The organism is Pseudomonas sp. RC4D1 (assembly GCF_018390395.1).
GTDB classification, from domain to species: domain Bacteria; phylum Pseudomonadota; class Gammaproteobacteria; order Pseudomonadales; family Pseudomonadaceae; genus Aquipseudomonas; species Aquipseudomonas danubii.
Map to the genome: position 1 here is coordinate 2549311 of NZ_JAHBAW010000001.1, position 18210 is coordinate 2567520.

At 60.9% G+C, this 18210-nt stretch carries 13 protein-coding genes and 1 pseudogene; 12 read left to right on the forward strand and 2 right to left on the reverse strand.

Features of this window, described 5'->3' with window-relative positions; translation table 11 throughout:
• The first annotated feature begins 14 nt into the window (after positions 1 to 14).
• The 11 genes and pseudogenes from KHO49_RS11755 to KHO49_RS11800 all read left to right on the forward strand — a co-directional run bounded on the left by KHO49_RS11755 (position 15) and on the right by KHO49_RS11800 (position 15569).
• Complete coding sequence (locus KHO49_RS11755) at positions 15 to 1442, forward strand: sigma-54-dependent transcriptional regulator (protein WP_102882225.1); 1428 nt, start codon at positions 15 to 17, stop codon at positions 1440 to 1442.
• 746 nt (positions 1443 to 2188) lie between these two features.
• Positions 2189 to 3586 (forward strand): polynucleotide adenylyltransferase PcnB, encoded by a 1398-nt coding sequence (locus KHO49_RS11760; RefSeq protein ID WP_110597066.1) that lies wholly within the window; start codon positions 2189 to 2191, stop codon positions 3584 to 3586.
• A 3-nt stretch (positions 3587 to 3589) separates the two neighbouring features.
• Entirely contained in the window at positions 3590 to 4069 is a 480-nt protein-coding gene (folK, locus tag KHO49_RS11765; RefSeq protein WP_213665045.1) for a 2-amino-4-hydroxy-6-hydroxymethyldihydropteridine diphosphokinase, read from the forward strand.
• 395 nt (positions 4070 to 4464) lie between these two features.
• A complete protein-coding gene (gene panB / locus KHO49_RS11770; RefSeq protein WP_102882227.1) occupies positions 4465 to 5265 on the forward strand; it encodes a 3-methyl-2-oxobutanoate hydroxymethyltransferase in 801 nt (266 codons plus the stop codon).
• Entirely contained in the window at positions 5262 to 6122 is an 861-nt protein-coding gene (gene panC, locus KHO49_RS11775) for a pantoate--beta-alanine ligase (RefSeq protein ID WP_102865485.1), read from the forward strand. Before panB ends, panC begins: the two co-directional genes overlap by 4 nt.
• Before the next feature lie 471 nt (positions 6123 to 6593).
• Positions 6594 to 8258: a glucose-6-phosphate isomerase gene (gene pgi, locus KHO49_RS11780; protein ID WP_102882229.1), complete on the forward strand. Its 1665-nt coding sequence runs from the start codon at positions 6594 to 6596 to the stop codon at positions 8256 to 8258.
• 127 nt (positions 8259 to 8385) lie between these two features.
• Positions 8386 to 10323 carry an acetate--CoA ligase gene (gene acs, locus KHO49_RS11785; RefSeq protein WP_110652093.1) on the forward strand — a complete coding sequence of 646 codons (1938 nt, stop codon included), beginning with the start codon at positions 8386 to 8388 and terminating at the stop codon, positions 10321 to 10323.
• A 51-nt stretch (positions 10324 to 10374) separates the two neighbouring features.
• The gene (locus tag KHO49_RS11790) at positions 10375 to 11241 is read left to right on the forward strand and encodes an oxygenase MpaB family protein (protein ID WP_213665046.1); all 867 of its coding nucleotides are present in this window, start codon (positions 10375 to 10377) and stop codon (positions 11239 to 11241) included.
• 41 nt (positions 11242 to 11282) lie between these two features.
• Positions 11283 to 11396 (forward strand): annotated as a pseudogene (locus KHO49_RS31035) (thiolase family protein); the annotation flags it as partial.
• Positions 11397 to 11529: 133 nt separating this feature from the next.
• Positions 11530 to 12546 carry a class I SAM-dependent rRNA methyltransferase gene (locus KHO49_RS11795; protein WP_213665047.1) on the forward strand — a complete coding sequence of 339 codons (1017 nt, stop codon included), beginning with the start codon at positions 11530 to 11532 and terminating at the stop codon, positions 12544 to 12546.
• Positions 12547 to 12650: 104 nt separating this feature from the next.
• Positions 12651 to 15569: a DUF748 domain-containing protein gene (locus tag KHO49_RS11800; RefSeq protein ID WP_110597070.1), complete on the forward strand. Its 2919-nt coding sequence runs from the start codon at positions 12651 to 12653 to the stop codon at positions 15567 to 15569.
• A 185-nt stretch (positions 15570 to 15754) separates the two neighbouring features.
• Here KHO49_RS11800 and KHO49_RS11805 read toward each other — a convergent pair whose 3' ends face one another.
• Together KHO49_RS11805 and KHO49_RS11810 are read right to left on the reverse strand one after the other, a co-directional pair.
• The gene (locus KHO49_RS11805; protein ID WP_102865479.1) at positions 15755 to 16111 is read right to left on the reverse strand and encodes a BON domain-containing protein; all 357 of its coding nucleotides are present in this window, start codon (positions 16109 to 16111) and stop codon (positions 15755 to 15757) included.
• A 239-nt stretch (positions 16112 to 16350) separates the two neighbouring features.
• Positions 16351 to 16767 (reverse strand): pilin, encoded by a 417-nt coding sequence (locus tag KHO49_RS11810; protein ID WP_102882235.1) that lies wholly within the window; start codon positions 16765 to 16767, stop codon positions 16351 to 16353.
• A gap of 225 nt (positions 16768 to 16992) precedes the next feature.
• Here KHO49_RS11810 and KHO49_RS11815 point away from each other — a divergent pair, with 225 nt between their 5' ends.
• The gene (locus KHO49_RS11815) at positions 16993 to 18210 is read left to right on the forward strand and encodes a type II secretion system F family protein (protein WP_102882236.1); all 1218 of its coding nucleotides are present in this window, start codon (positions 16993 to 16995) and stop codon (positions 18208 to 18210) included.

Consider the following 18210-nt stretch of genomic DNA (forward strand, 5'->3'; position numbering starts at 1 on the left):
AGAGAATTGAATCAATGCCGCATATTCTGATCGTCGAAGACGAAACCATTATCCGCTCCGCCCTTCGCCGCCTGCTGGAACGCAACCAGTACCAGGTCAGCGAAGCCGGCTCGGTGCAGGAAGCCCAGGAACGCTTCAGCATTCCCACATTCGACCTGATTGTCAGCGACCTGCGCTTGCCTGGCGCCCCCGGCACCGAACTGATCAAGCTCGGCCAGGGCACTCCTGTACTGATCATGACCAGTTACGCCAGCCTGCGCTCGGCTGTGGACTCAATGAAAATGGGTGCGGTGGACTACATCGCCAAACCGTTCGACCACGATGAAATGCTCCAGGCCGTGGCCCGGATTCTCCGCGACCGACAAAGCGCCGAGAACGCACCGGCAGATCGTCCAGCCACCAAGACGGGGAGCGTTGCGGACAAGGCCGGCGCCAGCAACAACAACGGCGAAATCGGCATCATCGGTTCCTGCCCGCCCATGCAGGATATGTACAGCAAGATCCGCAAGGTGGCGCCAACAGATTCGAATGTCCTGATCCAGGGCGAGTCCGGTACCGGCAAGGAGCTGGTGGCCCGGGCACTGCACAACCTCTCCAAGCGGGCCAAGGCCCCCATGATCTCGGTGAACTGCGCGGCCATTCCGGAAACCCTGATCGAGTCCGAATTGTTCGGCCATGAGAAAGGCGCGTTCACCGGCGCCAGCGCCGGGCGTGCAGGCTTGGTGGAAGCAGCGGACGGCGGAACACTGTTCCTCGACGAAATCGGGGAGCTGCCACTGGAGGCCCAGGCGCGCCTGCTGCGGGTTCTGCAGGAAGGCGAGATCCGTCGCGTGGGGTCCGTGCAGTCGCAAAAAGTCGATGTCCGCCTGATTGCAGCGACTCACCGCGACTTGAAAAGCCTCTCGAAAATCGGCCAGTTCCGTGAAGACCTGTATTACCGCCTGCACGTGATTGCTCTGAAACTGCCCGCCTTGCGCGAGCGCGGCGCCGACGTCATTGAAATCGCCAATGCCTTCCTCGCCCGCCAGAGCGCACGCATCGGCCGCTCGGACCTGAAGTTCGCCGCCGACGCCGAACAGGCTATTCGCCATTATTCCTGGCCAGGAAACGTGCGTGAACTGGAAAACGCTGTAGAGCGCGCGGTAATCCTGTGCGAAAGCCCGGAAATCTCCGCTGACCTGCTGGGGATTGATATCGAGCTGAGCGACCTCGAAGACGATGACTTCGTCGGCCTGCCAGCGCAACAGGGCAACACCAGTCACGAGCCCACCGAGGACCTGTCCCTGGAAGACTACTTCCAGCACTTTGTCCTCGAACACCAGGACCACATGACCGAGACCGAATTGGCACGCAAACTGGGCGTCAGCCGCAAATGCCTTTGGGAACGTCGCCAGCGCCTGGGCATCCCGCGGCGCAAAAGCGGGGTAGCCAGCGAAAGCTGAACCCAGGCTGACCCGAGTGTGGGTAACGCTCGACTTTGTGAAAAAAACTGTTACCTGTGTAATTGGACGTAACAAAAGCCGGGGCTAAAGGTAACGAAGCCCCGGTTTTTTTTGGCCTGAAAAACACCACCAGGCACGCCTAACCCCTTGTTTTACTGGGGATCGCAAAAGTTGGCACGGCACCTGCTATATGTTTAGTACAAGAACAATAACAAGCAATGCACAAGACAATAAAAATAAGACGAATCGACTCACGCATAATAAAAACAACACGGCGGAGGCGCAGCTAACTGATTCTTTTGGAGAGGCGTTGTATTTGGGGCATGCCCCACAACCAGGCCGAGAACAACAAAAACTGCCCTAAGGCAGAGCCTGAACTGGTTGGATCGAAAGGTCATTGCAACTCAGCGATCAAAGCAATCCGTTTGCTCTTGGCTCCCGATTGGGAGGGTCACTCTGGATAACCTTAGTGACAAGGGCGTTTAACAAAAACAAGAAGCCCGAAACCAATAATAAAAATAGAGCACGCACAACTATTCTGGGGGAGCTTCGGCTCCCCTTGTGGTTTCCAGAATTCGCATTTCCCCCCCCAAAACCTACGCCAGCCCTGCTAGATCGTACCTTTGCGCAGGCCTGCACAAGTCGCGGCAGCTTCCTACACCATCCTTCGACTAAATGCTAGAATCCCCGCCCATCATGCGGTCATTCTTCGTTTTGGCCGAACATTCCTTCAAACAGTGCATCCCATGCTGAAGAAGCTGTTCCAGTCATTCCGTTCTCCCTTGCGTCGTACGCAACATAAACGCAGCACCCCTGAAGTGCTCAATAGCAGCCAACATTCGCTGCAACGTGCCCAGTTCAGCCGGTATGCGGTAAATATCGTCGAACGCCTGCAGAACGCCGGCTACCAGGCGTATCTGGTGGGTGGCTGCGTGCGCGACATGCTGCTCAATATCACCCCCAAGGATTTCGACGTCGCCACCAGCGCTACACCGGAGCAGGTCAAGGCCGAGTTTCGTAACGCACGGATCATTGGCCGTCGTTTCAAACTGGTGCATATCCACTTCGGTCGCGAAATCATCGAGGTCGCGACTTTCCGCGCCAACCACCCGCAGAACGACGACGAGGAAGACAGCAATCAATCCTCCCGTAACGAAAGCGGGCGAATTTTGCGGGATAACGTCTACGGCACCCTTGAAGAAGACGCGCAACGCCGCGACTTCACCATCAACGCCCTGTATTACGACCCGGTCAGCGAACGCATCCTCGATTACGCCAATGGCGTACACGACATTCGCAACAATCTGATCCGCCTCATCGGCGACCCTCGGCAGCGCTATCAGGAAGACCCGGTGCGGATGCTGCGTGCCGTGCGATTCGCGGCAAAACTCAACTTCGGTATCGAAAAACACACCGCAACGCCGATCCGCGAACTGGCTCCCATGCTGCGGGAAATCCCTTCCGCACGTCTGTTCGAAGAAGTGCTCAAGCTGTTCCTCTCCGGCTACGCGGCCGACACCTTCGAAATGCTGGTGGACCTGCAACTCTTCGATCCATTGTTCCCGGCCAGCGCCGAAGCCCTGGAATACAACCCGACTTACACCCATACATTGATCAGTGAAGCCTTGATCAACACTGATTTGCGAATCAAGCAGAACAAGCCCGTGACTCCGGCCTTCCTGTTCGCCGCCCTGCTCTGGCCGGCCCTGCCCGCCCGGGTCCTGCGCCTGCAGGAGCGCGGCATGCCGCCAATCCCGGCCATGCAGGAAGCTGCCCACGAACTGATCGCCGAACAGTGCCAACGCATTGCCATTCCCAAGCGCTTCACCATGCCGATCCGCGAAATTTGGGATATGCAGGAACGACTGCCACGGCGCAGCGGCAAGCGCGCCGACCAGTTGCTGGACAACCCGCGCTTCCGTGCCGGCTACGACTTCCTGCTGCTGCGTGAAAGCGCAGGCGAGCAGACCGACGGCCTGGGTGAATGGTGGACCGACTACCAGGACGCCAACGACTCCGAACGCCGCGACATGATCCGCGACCTGAGCGGTAAGGAAGACACCAGCGGCGCGCCACGCAAACGTCGGCGCAGCAGCGGTGCCAAACGCAAGCGTGCAGGCAGCTCCAGCGCTTCAGGCGAGTAATCGATGGAACGCATCTACATTGGCATGGGCAGCAATCTGGCTGCCCCTGAAGAGCAACTGCGCAGCGCACTCGAGGCCTTGGCGCAGTTGCCCGCAAGCCACTTCCACGGCGTGTCGGCCTTCTATCAAAGCGATTCCCTGCTGCCCGGCCAACCGCGCTACACCAATGCCGTGGCGGCGCTGGACAGTGACCTGGAGCCCTTGGCACTGCTTGATGCACTGCAGGCCATCGAAAACCAGCAAGGCCGAGAACGTAATGAGCGCTGGGGCCCCCGCACCCTGGACCTGGACATCCTCCTGTTCGGCGACCGTCTGATTGACGAACCGCGCCTCAAAGTCCCTCATTACCATATGCACGCCCGCCCCTTTGTCCTCTATCCCCTGGCGGAACTGGCCCCCGCTGAATTGCGACTGGCCGACGGACGTACCCTGCAGGAGCTGCTCGACGCCTGTCCATTTGTCGGCCTGGAACGGCTGAAATAACCGCTGAAACGCATCAGTAACGGCGGTAACACTCACGGCGTAACAAGGCGGTAACACATCTAATTGACTTCCAGAGTCCTCATCACGACTATAGGCGTCCCGTTGCCGCCATCCCGGCGTTAAAGGGCGCAATTCAAGCGAGGCTTGTTCGCGGCGACCCCAGGAAACGCTAGGCCAAGGCGCTTGTGCAACGGCGGTGGCACCCGCTGGTACACAGCCCCTTCTGGGCACAGAATAAGGCGTCCAACGCCACCAGCGCGAATCCCGGTACCGCTTTCAAATCGCTTGGAACCAGGCTGTATAAGCACGACAAAAGACCGTGCGCCTGAATAACGAAGAATCACGCGCGTTACTCGCAGTAGTTTCCAAAGCGCCTGAAATGAGGACCCCTTTTCATGCCAGACATCACTCTGACCACCCTGCAAAGCCTCAAGCAGAAAGGTGAAAAGATCACCATGCTGACCTGCTATGACGCCACCTTCGCCCACACCTGCTGTGAAGCCGGCGTCGAAGTCCTGCTGGTAGGCGACTCCCTGGGCATGGTGTTGCAAGGGCACGACAGCACACTGCCCGTGAGCAACGCCGATATGGCCTATCACGTCGCGGCGGTCAAACGCGGCAACAACGGCGCGCTGATCCTCGCCGACCTGCCCTTCATGTCCTATGCCACCCCCGAACAGGCCCTGAGCAGCTCGGCCCAGTTGATGCAGGCCGGGGCGCACATGGTCAAGATCGAAGGTGCCGCCTGGCTGGCCGAATCGGTTCGCCTGCTGAACGAACGCGGCGTTCCGGTCTGCGTACACATGGGGCTGACCCCACAAACAGTGAATGTGCTGGGCGGCTACAAGGTCCAGGGGCGCAACGAGAACCAGGCGCGGCAGATGCGGGCCGATGCCATTGCCCTGGAGCAGGCCGGTGCCGCCATGTTGCTGCTGGAGTGCGTCCCCAGCGAACTCGCGGCGGAAATCACCCAGGCAGTGAAGATCCCAGTGATCGGCATCGGTGCCGGCAGCGCCACCGACGGCCAGGTGCTGGTGCTCCACGACATGCTGGGCCTGTCCCTGAGCGGTCGCTCGCCCAAGTTCGTGAAGAACTTCATGGCCGGCAAAGACAGCATCCAGGCGGCGTTGAGTGCCTATGTCGAAGCGGTCAAGGCCGTTACCTTCCCAGGCGTCGAACACGGGTTCTCTGCATGAATACAGTCAAAACCGTGCGCGAGTTGCGCGCTGCGGTCGCCCGCGCCCGCAGCGAAGGCAAGCGGATCGGCTTCGTCCCCACCATGGGCAACCTGCACAGCGGTCACGCCGCCCTGGTGGCCAAGGCCGCCCAGCGAGTGGATTTCGTGGTGGCCAGTATCTTCGTCAACCCGCTGCAGTTCGGCGCCGGCGAAGACCTCGACAAATATCCGCGCACCCTGGCCGCCGACCAGGAGAAACTGCTCGAAGCCGGCTGCCATCTGCTGTTCGCTCCCAGTGTCGAAGAGATGTACCCCGACGGCATGGCTGGACAGACCCGGGTCAGCGTGCCACAGCTCTCCGAAGGCCTGTGCGGCGCCAGCCGCCCCGGTCATTTCGAAGGCGTGGCCACGGTGGTCAGCAAGCTGTTCAACATGGTCCAGCCGGACCTTGCCGTGTTCGGCCAGAAGGACTACCAGCAGTTGGCGGTCATTCGTGCCCTGGTGCATGACCTGAACATGCCGATCCAGATCATCGGCGAGCCAACGGTGAGGGCCACCGACGGCCTGGCCCTGTCCTCGCGCAATGGCTACTTGAGCGCAGAGCAGCGCGCCATCGCCCCAGTGCTGTACCGCAGTCTGAGCCAAATCGCTCAGGCCATTCGGGATGGCGAGCGTGACTATCCGAGGCTACTGGCCGAGCAACAGCAGCAGCTCGAGGCGGCCGGCCTGCGACGGGACTACCTGGAAATCCGTCACGCGAAAAACCTGCGTCCCGCCACTGCCGAAGACCGTGACCTGGTGATTCTGGTGGCGGCTTATCTGGGCGCAACACGCTTGATCGACAACCTGCATCTGGACCTCGACACGCCGGCATGAACGCCTGATTGCCCGAACGCCAACCTTCGGGCAAACTGCCGCCGGCTGGGGCCTGCAGCTGATACTGCAGGTCCTGTTCGAGGATCCGACCCAGGAATTTCCCATGCGTGCCATCTTGCCCAGGGTGAAAGCGATCTGCTCAGTGCCAGACCACGCAGGCGGTAGATGCCCCCGGCAACGAGCGGAACCACGAAACCTTGGGGTCCCCGTTGAAGCCAGCCGATTCCAACCCCGTTTATTCCCGCTGAAAGCCCCCCATGCAGCCCTGATTGGCCCCGCCAGTACAAAATAGTACCGGCCACAAGGCGCACAAAGCCAAGACAGAACAGCACGCTGGAGTTACTGTTATCGCCCTGGGTGATTAATCGAATCAGCACAGGACTGAAGGAACGAGGTCCTTGAGACCGCGCAGGACGTTCCGGGCTTCTCAGTGTCCAAAAAGGCAGTTCAAGCAAAAGGAAAACCGCAGCGATGGCGTACTACCGCACTCCTCACGACGTTACCGCTCTGCCCGCCTGGCAAGCGTTGAAAGACCACCGCCAAGCCATGCAGGATTTCAGCATGCGCGAGGCGTTCAATACCGATCCACAGCGCTTCAACCAATTTACCCTGAGCAGCTGCGGACTGTTTCTCGACTACTCGAAAAACCTGATCACCAGCCAGACCCGCGATCTGCTGGTGAATCTGGCCAAGGAAGTCGGTCTGGCCGATGCCATCAAGTCCATGGTGACTGGTGAGCTGGTCAACGCCTCCGAAGGCCGTCCGGCGCTGCACACTGCACTACGCCGTCCAGTGGGCGACAAGCTGTCGGTCAATGGCGTCAACGTGATGCCGGAAGTACACAAGGTACTGAACCAGATCACCGAACTGGTCGGGCGCATCCACGACGGCCTGTGGCGCGGCTACACCGAGAAACCCATCACCGACGTGGTCAACATCGGTATCGGTGGCTCGTTCCTCGGCCCGGAGCTGGTGTCCGAGGCGCTGTTGTCCTATGCCCAGAAAGGCGTGCGCTGTCACTACCTGGCCAATATCGACGGTAGCGAGTTCCATGAGCTTTCGGCGAAAATCCGTGCAGAAACCACGCTATTCATCGTTTCTTCCAAGTCATTCAACACCCTCGAAACCCTGAAGAACGCTCAGGCGGCGCGGGCCTGGTACCTGGCCCAGGGCGGCTCCGAAGCCGAATTGCACCGCCACTTCATCGCCGTATCGAGCAACAACGCGGCCGCCGTGGCCTTCGGCATTCGTGAAGAGAACATCTTCCCAATGTGGGACTGGGTCGGTGGACGCTACTCGCTGTGGTCCGCCATCGGCTTGCCGATCGCACTGGCCATCGGCATGTCCAACTTCAAGGAACTGCTGTCCGGTGCCTACACCATGGACCAGCACTTCCAGAGCGCACCGTTCGAGCAGAACATGCCGGTACTGCTGGCCCTGCTGGGAGTGTGGTACGGCAACTTCTGGGGAGCGCAAAGTCACGCGATCCTGCCGTACGACCACTACCTGCGCAACATCACCAAGCACTTGCAGCAGTTGGACATGGAATCCAACGGCAAGAGCGTGCGCCAGGACGGTACCCCGGTGGCCACCGATACCGGCCCGGTGATCTGGGGCGGCGTAGGCTGCAACGGTCAGCACGCCTATCACCAGTTGCTGCACCAGGGCACCCAGCTGATTCCGGCCGACTTCATCGTGCCGATCGTCAGCTTCAACCCGGTGGCTGACCACCACCAGTGGCTGTACGCCAACTGCCTGTCCCAGAGCCAGGCGCTGATGCTGGGCAAGACCCGCGCCGAAGCCGAGAGCGAACTGCGCGAGAAAGGCATGAGCGAAGCCGATGTGGCAAAACTCGCGCCGCACAAGGTGATTCCCGGCAACCGTCCGAGCAACACCCTGGTGGTGGAACGCATCAGCCCGCGGCGCCTGGGCGCCCTGGTAGCGCTGTACGAACACAAGGTCTTCGTGCAAAGCGTGGTCTGGGGCATCAACGCCTTCGACCAGTGGGGCGTGGAGCTGGGCAAGGAACTGGGCAAAGGCGTCTACAACCGTCTGGTCGGTAGCGACGAAACCCTGGCCGACGATGCTTCGACCCAAGGCCTGATCAACTACTTCCGCGGCCGTCACCGCGGCTGATCAACCTTCTCTGTCCCGGGAGCCGCCACGTCGGCTCCCGTCCGGGCCCCGGCCCTCCCCCCTTGAACCTTCCTGACACTTGTGCGCACCCTTATGGCTTGTCGCAAAACAAGAATAAGGAACCGTCATGTTCGATATCAGCACTTTTCCGAAAGCCGATGCCGTCCGCCGGGCGGCGCAAATGAGTCAGGACGACTACCACCACCTCTACCGCCAATCCATTGAGCAGCCAGATGTGTTCTGGGCCGAGCAGGCCAAGCGTTTCCTGCACTGGAGCAGCCCCTGGGACAGCGTGCACAGCCATGACATGCGCACCGGCGAGGCCAGCTGGTTCCGTGGCGGCCAACTCAACGTCAGCTACAACTGCATTGATCGTCATCTGGAAAAACGCGGCGATCAGGCAGCCATCATCTGGGAAGGCGATAACCCCGCCGACTCACAGCGCATCACCTACAAAGAACTTCACGGGCATGTCTGCCGCCTGGCCAACGTGCTGAAAAGCCGTGGCGTGAAAAAAGGCGACCGGGTGTGCATCTACATGCCGATGATTCCCGAAGTGGCCTACGCCATGCTCGCCTGCACCCGAATCGGTGCCGTGCATTCGGTGGTGTTCGGCGGCTTCTCCCCGGAGGCCCTGCGCGACCGGATTCTCAACGCTGACTGCCGCACCCTGATCACCGCCGACGAAGGCGTGCGCGGCGGCAAACAGATTCCCCTCAAGAGCAACGTCGACAAGGCCCTGCTCAGTTGCCCGGACGTCAGCAGCGTGGTGGTGGTCGAGCGCACCCGTAACCCGGTGAACTGGGTAGAGGGCCGCGACATTCACTACCAGCAGGCCGTAGCCGCGGCCAGCGACCAGTGCGCCCCCGAGCCGATGGACGCCGAAGACCCGCTGTTCATCCTCTATACCTCCGGCAGCACCGGCAAACCCAAAGGCGTTCTGCATACCACCGGCGGCTACCTGCTACAGGCCGCCATGACCTTCAAGTACGTACTGGACTACCGCGACGGCGAGGTCTTCTGGTGCACCGCCGACGTCGGCTGGGTCACCGGCCACAGCTACATTCTCTACGGTCCGCTGGCCAACGGTGCCACCACGCTGATCTTCGAAGGCGTGCCAAACTACCCCAGCACCTCGCGTTTCTGGGAGGTGGTGGACAAGCACCAGGTGAACATCTTCTACACCGCCCCGACCGCCCTGCGGGCCCTGATGCGCGAAGGCAACGACCCCGTGCAGCGCACCTCCCGCAGCAGCCTGCGGCTCCTGGGCAGTGTTGGCGAACCGATCAACCCGGAAGCCTGGGAGTGGTATTTCAATGTCGTGGGCGAGCAGCGCTGCCCGATTGTCGATACCTGGTGGCAGACCGAGACCGGCGGCATCATGCTCAGCCCCCTGGTCAGCGCCCGGCAGGTCAAACCCGGCTGCGCCTCGACGCCGATGTTCGGTGTACAACCGGTGTTGCTGGACGACCAGGGCAAGGAAATCCAAGGTGCCGGCAGCGGTATCCTGGCGATCAAGGCCAGTTGGCCGGCACAGATACGCAGCGTCTACGGCGACCCCAAGCGCATGATCGAAACCTACTTCGCGCCTTACCCCGGCTACTACTTCACCGGTGACGGCGCGCGCCGGGACGAGGACGGCAGCTACTGGATCACCGGACGCATCGACGACGTGATCAACGTCTCCGGGCACCGCATCGGCACCGCCGAAGTGGAAAGCGCCCTGGTGCTTCACGACGACATCGCCGAGGCCGCCGTGGTCGGTTACCCCCACGACCTCAAGGGCCAGGGGATCTATGCCTTTGTCACGCCCATGCAAGGCATCGAACCCGACGAGGAACTGAAAAAGCAACTGCTGGCCCTGGTCAGCCGTGAAATCGGCAGCTTTGCCAAACCGGAGCTGATCCAGTGGGCCCCGGCCCTGCCGAAAACTCGCTCGGGCAAGATCATGCGGCGTATCCTGCGCAAGATCGCCTGCAACGAACTGGAGACCTTGGGGGATACCTCGACCCTGGCGGACCCCAGTGTGGTGGAAGGCCTGATCGACAAGCGCCTGAACGCTTGAAACCGGCGCGGCCACGGCCGCGCCTTTTTTCACTACCCGCACCGAGCTGTCATGGAATTCATTCGCAGCCGTATCGAAAGCCAGGTCATGAGCTTGTCTGGCCTCTCCCTGGGGCAACTCGACCTGGAGCATCCCAAGGGCGACCCCGGCCTGTTCGGGCCGGGCTCGGTCAGTTGGCAGGTACACGCCGACTTCAGCAGCATGCTGATCGGCGGCATCAGTGCCTTGCTGATGCAAGCCCTGCACCCCCTGGCCCTGGCCGGGGTCTGGGACCACTCGAACTTTCGCCAGGACATGATCGGCCGCCTGCGCCGCACCGGCCAGTTCATTTCCGGCACCACCTTCGGCTCCCGTCAGGACGCCGAATGGCTGATCGAAAAAGTACGCACTATTCACCTGCATATCGTGGGCACCGCTCCTGATGGCCGTCCTTACACCGCCAGCGATCCGGACCTGCTGACCTGGGTGCATGTGGCGGAAGTCAGCAACTTTCTCGCCGCCCACCTGCGTTACCTCAACCCTCGCCTGTCAGGGGCAGACCAGGACCGCTACTACAACGAGATCGCGCTGATCGCCGAACGTCTCGGCGCCCGGGATGTGCCCCGCTCGCGGCGGGCGGTGGCCGACTACCTGCAGGCCATGCGTCCGCAACTGCTGTGCGACGATCGCAGTCGCGAGGTTCTGCGCCTGCTACAGGCGGCTCCAGCTCCCAGTCGCCTGGCCAAACCTTTTGGCTCATTGATGATGCAGGCCGGTATCGACCTGCTGCCGGACTGGGCCAGCGCCATGCTTGACGTCAATCAGAACCCGCTGCAACGCCAGCTGATTCGAGCCAGCGTCAAACGCAGTACGCCGATGCTGCGCTGGGCGGTGCGTGACAGTTCGGTGCATCGAGCGAAACGACGCATGGGTCTGTAGAAGACGACCGCTCATGCACAACACGCCCAGACAGTTCGCAATTGGCCGGCCAGCACCACGCCGTACCCACCACGACCCTGAGCAAAGTCTGCGGCTCCGGCCTCAAGGTCTTGCACCTGAGCGCCCAGGCCATTGGCTGCGGCGATGCCAAAGTGATCATCGGCGGCAGTCAGGGCGTGGCCTTGGCCATAGAGTCCGAGAGATCGCCTTCGCCAGCACTTGGCTCCTACAACGGGCAGGAGGCTGGTAAACTGCGGCGCCTTATTCCTCTTCTCCAAGGCGCCCTGCATGTCTTCCTTGAATCAGGCGCTGCGCGCCGCCCTCGATCACCGTCAAGACCTGCTCGCCGAACTGCACCAGCAAGGCACCGACTGCTATCGCCTGTTCCACGGCAGCCAGGAAGGCGCCGGTGGCCTGACCGTCGACCGTTATGGGCCGCAGTTGCTGGTACAGAGCTTTCACCAAACGCTGGAACGCGATGCCCTGCTGCAATTGCACGAAACCATCAATCAACAGCTGAACCTGTCGACCCTGCTGGTCTACAACGATCGCTCACGCGGCAACTCGCGTATCGACCGTGAAGACTCGGTATACCGCGCCGACGACAGTGCCCTGGAGGATCTGGTCGGCCATGAATGGGGGTTGAATTATCGTGTCCGTGGCCGTCATGCCGGGCAGGACCCGTTGCTGTTTCTCGACCTGCGCAACGCTCGCGGCTGGGTCAAGCAGCACAGCGCCGGGAAAAGCGTGCTCAATCTCTTCGCCTATACCTGCGGTGTCGGCCTCTGCGCTGCGGCCGGAGGCGCCCGGGAGGTCCTCAACCTGGACTTCGCCGAAGGCAACCTGGCGGTAGGCCGGGAAAACGGCCAGCTCAACCCGCAGCTACCCGGCATGCAGTTCGTGCAGTCGGACTACTTCCCAGCAATCCGCCAACTGGCGGGCCTGCCCATCAGTCAGCGACGCGGACAGAAGCTCCCCAGCTACCCACGTCTTGAACAACGCCAATACGATCTGGTCTTGCTGGACCCTCCGGCCTGGGCCAAGAGTGCCTTCGGCACCGTCGACCTGCTGCGCGATTATCAGAGCCTGCTGAAGCCGGCGCTGCTGGCCACTGCCGAAGAGGGTGTGCTGATCTGCTGTAACAACCTGGCCAAGGTGTCGTTGCAGGAATGGCGAGAACAAGTGCTGCGCTGCGCCGAGAAAGCCGGGCGGCCAGTACGCGATTGCCAGGTCCTTGCCCCTGCTGCGGACTTCCCTTCCCAGGACGGACAACCGCCGCTGAAAACACTGATCCTGCAACTTTGATCAGGGGCAAAAATCTGAACAATCCTGAAGACTGTGATGGTTTCGGAACCGTAAACGCGTGCCATACTCCAAGGCACTTCCGATCCAGATAGATGAAGCCTCGCATGACCAAAGGATTGATTCGCGCTCTCTGCGCCTTGTTGACCGCTCTCGCCCTTTACAGTCTGCTGGGCTTTCTGATTTTGCCGGGCATCGCCTTGCGGGTGGCCAACCAGCAACTGGCCAACTACGCCACGACCCCGGCCCATATCCAGCGTATCGAACTCAACCCCTTCAGCCTGGAACTGACCCTCTGGGGCCTGAGCGTCGGCGAACCGGGCAAGGAACAGATTGCCTTCCAGCGCCTCTACGCCAATCTGCAATTGGACAGTCTGTGGAAACGCGCTCTGCATCTGGCGGACGTCGAACTGGACCAGCCCAAGACCGAGATCCTCTTCGACAAGGAAGGCAAGCTCAACCTCCTGGCCCTGTTCAAGCTGCCTGCCAGCGAACCGACCCCGAGCGATCCCGACGCCAAGCCGTTTCCCGTTCGCATTGAGCGCATCAAGCTGGCGGGCGGCTATCTGCACTTCAAGGACCTGCGCCCCAGCGAGCCCATCGAGTTTCTCTACAACAAGCTCGACTTTGAACTGAAGAACCTCAGCACCCTGCCGGATGACAGCGCCGACATGACCCTGGTGGCCACCGGCCCGGAAGGCGGACAGATCGACTGGAGCGGCAACTTCAGCGTGACCCCGCTGGCTTCCGAAGGCACCTTGAAAGTCACCGACGGCAAGATGAAAGCCTGGTGGCCCTATGTACGTGACGCCGTGCCGCTGGTGCTGGAAGACGGCGTGGTCAACCTCAGCACCCACTATAAATTCAGCCTGACCAAGGAAACCGAACTGCTGCTGGACAACACCTCCATCAGCGTTGCGCCATTCGCCATCAAAGCCCCGGACGGTCGCCCGCTGGCGCGCCTGGAGCGCCTGGACATCAGCGAAGCGACGGTGGACCTGGCCAAGCAGCACGTCATAGTCGGCAAGATCCGCAGCCAGAAACTGGAGACCTGGGCCGCCCTTGAAGCCGATGGCCAACTGGACTGGCAAAAGCTCTTCGCCAGCCAACCCGCCAAGCCGGCAGCCAAGCCTCAGCCAGCCACAGCCGATACCACCAAGGAACCCGCAGTCCCCAGCAAGCCCTGGCAGGTACTGCTCAAGGATGTGGAACTGCGCAACTATCAGGTGCACCTGGCCGACCGCCAAGCCAAACCGGCCGTGGCGCTGGACGTTGGCCCGCTGAACCTGGATCTGAAAAACTTCGACAGCCTCAACCAGTCGCCTTTCACCCTAAAGCTCGATACCGGCCTGGGTAAACAAGGCAAGGTCAGCGCCACCGGCGAAGTCAATCTCAACCCCATCACCGCCAAGCTCAAGGTGCAGACCAAGGACATCGACCTGCGGGTCGCCCAGTCCTACATCAGCCCGTTCATTCGCCTGGAACTGCGCAGCGGCATGCTCGGCAGCGACCTGGCAGTGGACCTGAAGAAAGTCGAACCGTTGACCTTCAGCATCACCGGCCGGGCCGAAGTGGATCAGTTGCACACCCTGGACACCCTCAAGACCCGCGACTTCGTGAAGTGGAAACAAGTGGTGGTGGAGGGCCTGAACTATCAGCACGGTGACAGCCTGACCATCAGCCAGGTCAACCTGATGCAGCCTTATGCGCGCTTCATCATCAACGATGACCGCACCACCAATATCGACGACCTGCTGATTCCACAACCCGCAGGCGGCAGCAGCAAATCCTCGGGCAAGCCCGCCCCAAGTTCCAGCAAGCCACTGGGTATTCACATTGGTAAAATCGCCATCAACGATGGTTCGGCCAACTTCGCCGACCTGAGCCTGACACCAAACTTCGCCACGGCAGTCCAGCAACTCAACGGGCATATCGGCACCATCGACAGCCGCCAGGCCAAGCCGGCGGAGGTGGACGTCAAGGGCAAGGTCGACCGTTACGCTCCAGTGACCATCAAGGGCAGCGTCAACCCCTTCGATCCAATGGCCGCACTGGACATCGCCACCAGCTTCAAGCGAGTGGAGTTGACCACCCTGACGCCCTATTCCGGAAAGTTCGCCGGTTTTCGTATTCGCAAGGGCCGACTCAACCTCGACTTGCACTACATGATCACCAAGGGCCAGCTCAAGGCCGAGAACAAACTGGTGGTCGAACAACTGCAACTGGGTGAAAAGGTCGACAGCCCAGACGCCGTGGACCTGCCGATTCGCCTGGCCGTAGCCCTGCTGAAAGACACCGACGGCAAGATTTCCATCGAGTTGCCAATTTCCGGCGACCTCAACAACCCACAGTTCAGCGTGATGCCAATCGTCTGGCAGACCCTGCGCAACCTGGTGCTGCGAGCAGCCCAGGCCCCCTTCAAGTTCATTGGCGGCCTGGTCACCGGCGGCGACTCTGAAGACCTGAGCAGTGTGTCTTTCGCTCCTGGCTCCAGCGAACTGAGCAAAGAGTCCGAGTCAGCCCTCACCACCCTGGCCAAGGCCCTCAAGGAGCGTCCGACCTTGCGCCTGGAGATCGAAGGCACCAGCGCCCAGAGCAGCGATGGTCCGCTGATCGCCGAACAGCGTCTGGAGCGCGAGTACCAGTACAACTACTACAAAATCCTGCAACGGCGCGGCGACAAGGTGCCGGCCCAGGCGTCCTTGCTGCAGGTTCCCGAGGGCGAGAAAGCGCCATTGCTGGAAGGCATCTACCGCACCCGCCTGAAACAGCAACCTCCGGCCGAATGGACCCAGCTCAGCCGCGACGAGCGCAGTGCCAAACTGCGTGAGGGGCTGATCAAGTTCTGGAGCGGCAGCGACGTGTTGCTGCGCCAACTGGGCCAGGAACGGGCCAGCAGCATCAAGGACTTCCTGGTGGACAAGGGCCAATTGGCCGATGACCGGGTCTACTTCATCGATGCCAACCTCGGCCAGGCCGAAAGCGACGGCAAGGTGATCACTCCGCTGCACCTGGACAGCGAGTAAGGCCCGCGCCGGCCTCAAGCAGCGCCACTTCCCCGCCCAATAGAACAGGCCCCGACACAAAGTGCCGGGGCCTGTAATGATCACATCCTTGTGATCTTCCGCATGAACCTTTGAAAGAAGCGGCAGACGTATCGCTTGGCTCGTCTACCGCCCCCTCTCCCTGTCCAGGCGAGAAGCTTGGGGTCTTACTCGGCTTTCAGGCCGTCGGCAGAGACCGCTTGAACGCCTTTGATTTTCTTGGTGATTGCCACGGCTGTAGCTTTCTGCGCCTCGGTAATGGCAACAGTGGACGACAGCGAGACGACGCCCTTGTTGGTTTCAACCTTGATGTCGGTGCCAGGAATGCCTTTCTCGGTTACCAGATCGCTTTTCACTTTGGTGGTGATCCAGGTATCGGAGGTGGCCTCTTTGGCCTTGGTCACTTCACCGGCAGCCACGACCATAGGCGACTGGGTGCTTTGAGTGGTCTGCGCAAATGCTGCGTTGGACATGGTCAGGGTCAGAGCGGTAGCAGTTGCAGCAGCGATAGCGAACTTCTTCATACGAGTAACTCCTGTTCTTTTAGAAAGCCTGCGCCGTGTCCTGGCAACAGGGTTATGAGGGATATTGCAGGTGCTGTGCCAAGTCCAGACCACATAAAAAACCCATAAAAAACAATAAGTTATAGATAACGCGAAGAATCAGCATCATGCAAAATGCATGACCACCCAACAATCTGCATGCAAGTTGCGGCTTTTTTCGACGCAGCTCATCAAGCCCACCCCCAACAGCCTGCCAGGACTCAGGTGTCGTGCGCGGCACAGCCCTTGGGCGCATAGTCGGCCTCCACTGTGGTGTTGCACGTCCATCCCGAAGCTGGCGAACGGCTCAGTACCAGAGTCTTGTTCAACACCGCCCCCGGAGCATTGAGGAGGGTACAGCCGATACTGCCTTCACCGGTGGCGGCAGTGCCCTCGGCGCTCATTCGGCAGTTCAACGTCAAGGGCGTGCCACCGGCGAGGGCCAGAGTCGGGTCGATTCCCTGATTAAGCAGGTCCTCAATATTGACCTTCAGCGCCGACGCCTCGGCCAACGCGGCCATCATCTTGGCCCGCACCTGGTACTTGGAATACAGCGGCATCGCCACTGTGGCGAGAATGCCGATGATGGCCACCACCACCAGCAATTCGATCAGGGTAAAAGCGGATTGATGTTTCATGAGTTGCCTCCTGGCAAGAATGCTCCGTGGGTAATCAGCAAGGCTTGAAGCACGCCCTGTGCCAAGGTTAACCCCACGGAATTCAAGGCCTGCAGCGATGATAGCCCATGGCCTTGAGTACGAGGAGTTGCACAAACTGACAAATTTCGTCATCTAGCGCCCCTATGCGTCAGGTGCCCGGCGGCTAGGCTTCAAGAAGCTCACCCCTGCATCAAGGATTGAACCATGGCGGTAAAAGCACCTGTGGCCAGCGTCTATCTCTGGCAAGGCACCGACGGCCAGGGCCACAAGTTGGCCGGCGAGCTGAGCGCTGCAAACCCGGCGCTGATCCGAGCTCAGCTGCGCAGGCAAGGCATCACTCCAACCCGGGTACGCCGCAAGCCCAGGGCCTGGCTCCGATCGGGCCAACGAATCAAGGCACGGGAGATCGCCCTGTTCACCCGGCAACTGGCAACCCTGATGCAGGCCGGAGTGCCACTGCTGCAAGCCTTCGAAATCATTGCCGAGAGCTTCGTCCAGCCATTGATGCGCCAACTGCTGGCCAGCCTCAAACGCGACATCGAGGCTGGCTCCAGCCTGGCCACGGCGCTGCGCCGACATCCGCGCCACTTTGACGAGCTGTACTGCAATCTGGTGGAGGCCGGCGAACAGTCCGGCGCCCTGGATACCCTGCTGGAACGGGTCGCCACCCATAGGGAAAAAAGCGAGAACCTCAAGGCCCGGGTAAAAAAGGCCATGGTCTATCCAGTGGCGGTGATCGGCGTGGCCGTCCTGGTCAGCAGCATCCTGCTGATCAAGGTGGTTCCCCAATTCCAGAGCCTGTTCGCCGGGTTCAACGCCCAATTGCCGCTACTGACCCAATGGGTCATCACCCTTTCCCATGTCATCCAGAACCACGGCGGATGGTTGCTCAGCGCCGGCCTGCTGATGGGGGTAGGGATCAGGCAGGCTTATCGGCGCTCGGAGCGCCTGCGGGACAGTGTGGATCAGGGACTGCTACGCCTGCCCTTGGCCGGCCCGCTGCTGTACAAGGCCGCAGTGGCCCGCTACGCCCGTACGCTGGCCACCACCTTCGCGGCTGGCGTGCCTCTGGTCCAGGCCCTGGATTCAGTGGCCGGAGCCAGCGGCAACAAGGTCTTCAGGCAAGCGGTGGAACGCATCCGCCAACAGGTGGCCAGTGGCATGCAACTGAACTTTGCCATGCGCGCCAGCGGCGTCTTCCCTACTATGGCGATCCAGATGACCGCCATCGGTGAAGAATCCGGAATGCTGGATCATCTGCTGGAAAAAGTCGCAGCGCATTATGAGGTCGAGGTGGACCACCTGGTCGACAGCCTGACCAGCCTCATGGAGCCGTTGATCATGGTCATCCTGGGCAGTATCGTCGGCGCCCTGGTGGTTGCCATGTACCTGCCCATCTTTCAACTCGGCACAGCGATCTGA

What these genes read in the sequence shown, in the direction of transcription:
- KHO49_RS11755 (WP_102882225.1), top strand. Translation starts at nt 15, where the DNA reads ATGCCGCATATTCTGATCGTCGAAGACGAAACCATTATCCGCTCCGCC.
- KHO49_RS11760 (WP_110597066.1), top strand. Translation starts at nt 2,189, where the DNA reads ATGCTGAAGAAGCTGTTCCAGTCATTCCGTTCTCCCTTGCGTCGTACG.
- folK (WP_213665045.1), top strand. Translation starts at nt 3,590, where the DNA reads ATGGAACGCATCTACATTGGCATGGGCAGCAATCTGGCTGCCCCTGAA.
- panB (WP_102882227.1), top strand. Translation starts at nt 4,465, where the DNA reads ATGCCAGACATCACTCTGACCACCCTGCAAAGCCTCAAGCAGAAAGGT.
- panC (WP_102865485.1), top strand. Translation starts at nt 5,262, where the DNA reads ATGAATACAGTCAAAACCGTGCGCGAGTTGCGCGCTGCGGTCGCCCGC.
- pgi (WP_102882229.1), top strand. Translation starts at nt 6,594, where the DNA reads ATGGCGTACTACCGCACTCCTCACGACGTTACCGCTCTGCCCGCCTGG.
- acs (WP_110652093.1), top strand. Translation starts at nt 8,386, where the DNA reads ATGTTCGATATCAGCACTTTTCCGAAAGCCGATGCCGTCCGCCGGGCG.
- KHO49_RS11790 (WP_213665046.1), top strand. Translation starts at nt 10,375, where the DNA reads ATGGAATTCATTCGCAGCCGTATCGAAAGCCAGGTCATGAGCTTGTCT.
- KHO49_RS11795 (WP_213665047.1), top strand. Translation starts at nt 11,530, where the DNA reads ATGTCTTCCTTGAATCAGGCGCTGCGCGCCGCCCTCGATCACCGTCAA.
- KHO49_RS11800 (WP_110597070.1), top strand. Translation starts at nt 12,651, where the DNA reads ATGACCAAAGGATTGATTCGCGCTCTCTGCGCCTTGTTGACCGCTCTC.
- KHO49_RS11805 (WP_102865479.1), bottom strand. Translation starts at nt 16,111, where the DNA reads ATGAAGAAGTTCGCTATCGCTGCTGCAACTGCTACCGCTCTGACCCTG.
- KHO49_RS11810 (WP_102882235.1), bottom strand. Translation starts at nt 16,767, where the DNA reads ATGAAACATCAATCCGCTTTTACCCTGATCGAATTGCTGGTGGTGGTG.
- KHO49_RS11815 (WP_102882236.1), top strand. Translation starts at nt 16,993, where the DNA reads ATGGCGGTAAAAGCACCTGTGGCCAGCGTCTATCTCTGGCAAGGCACC.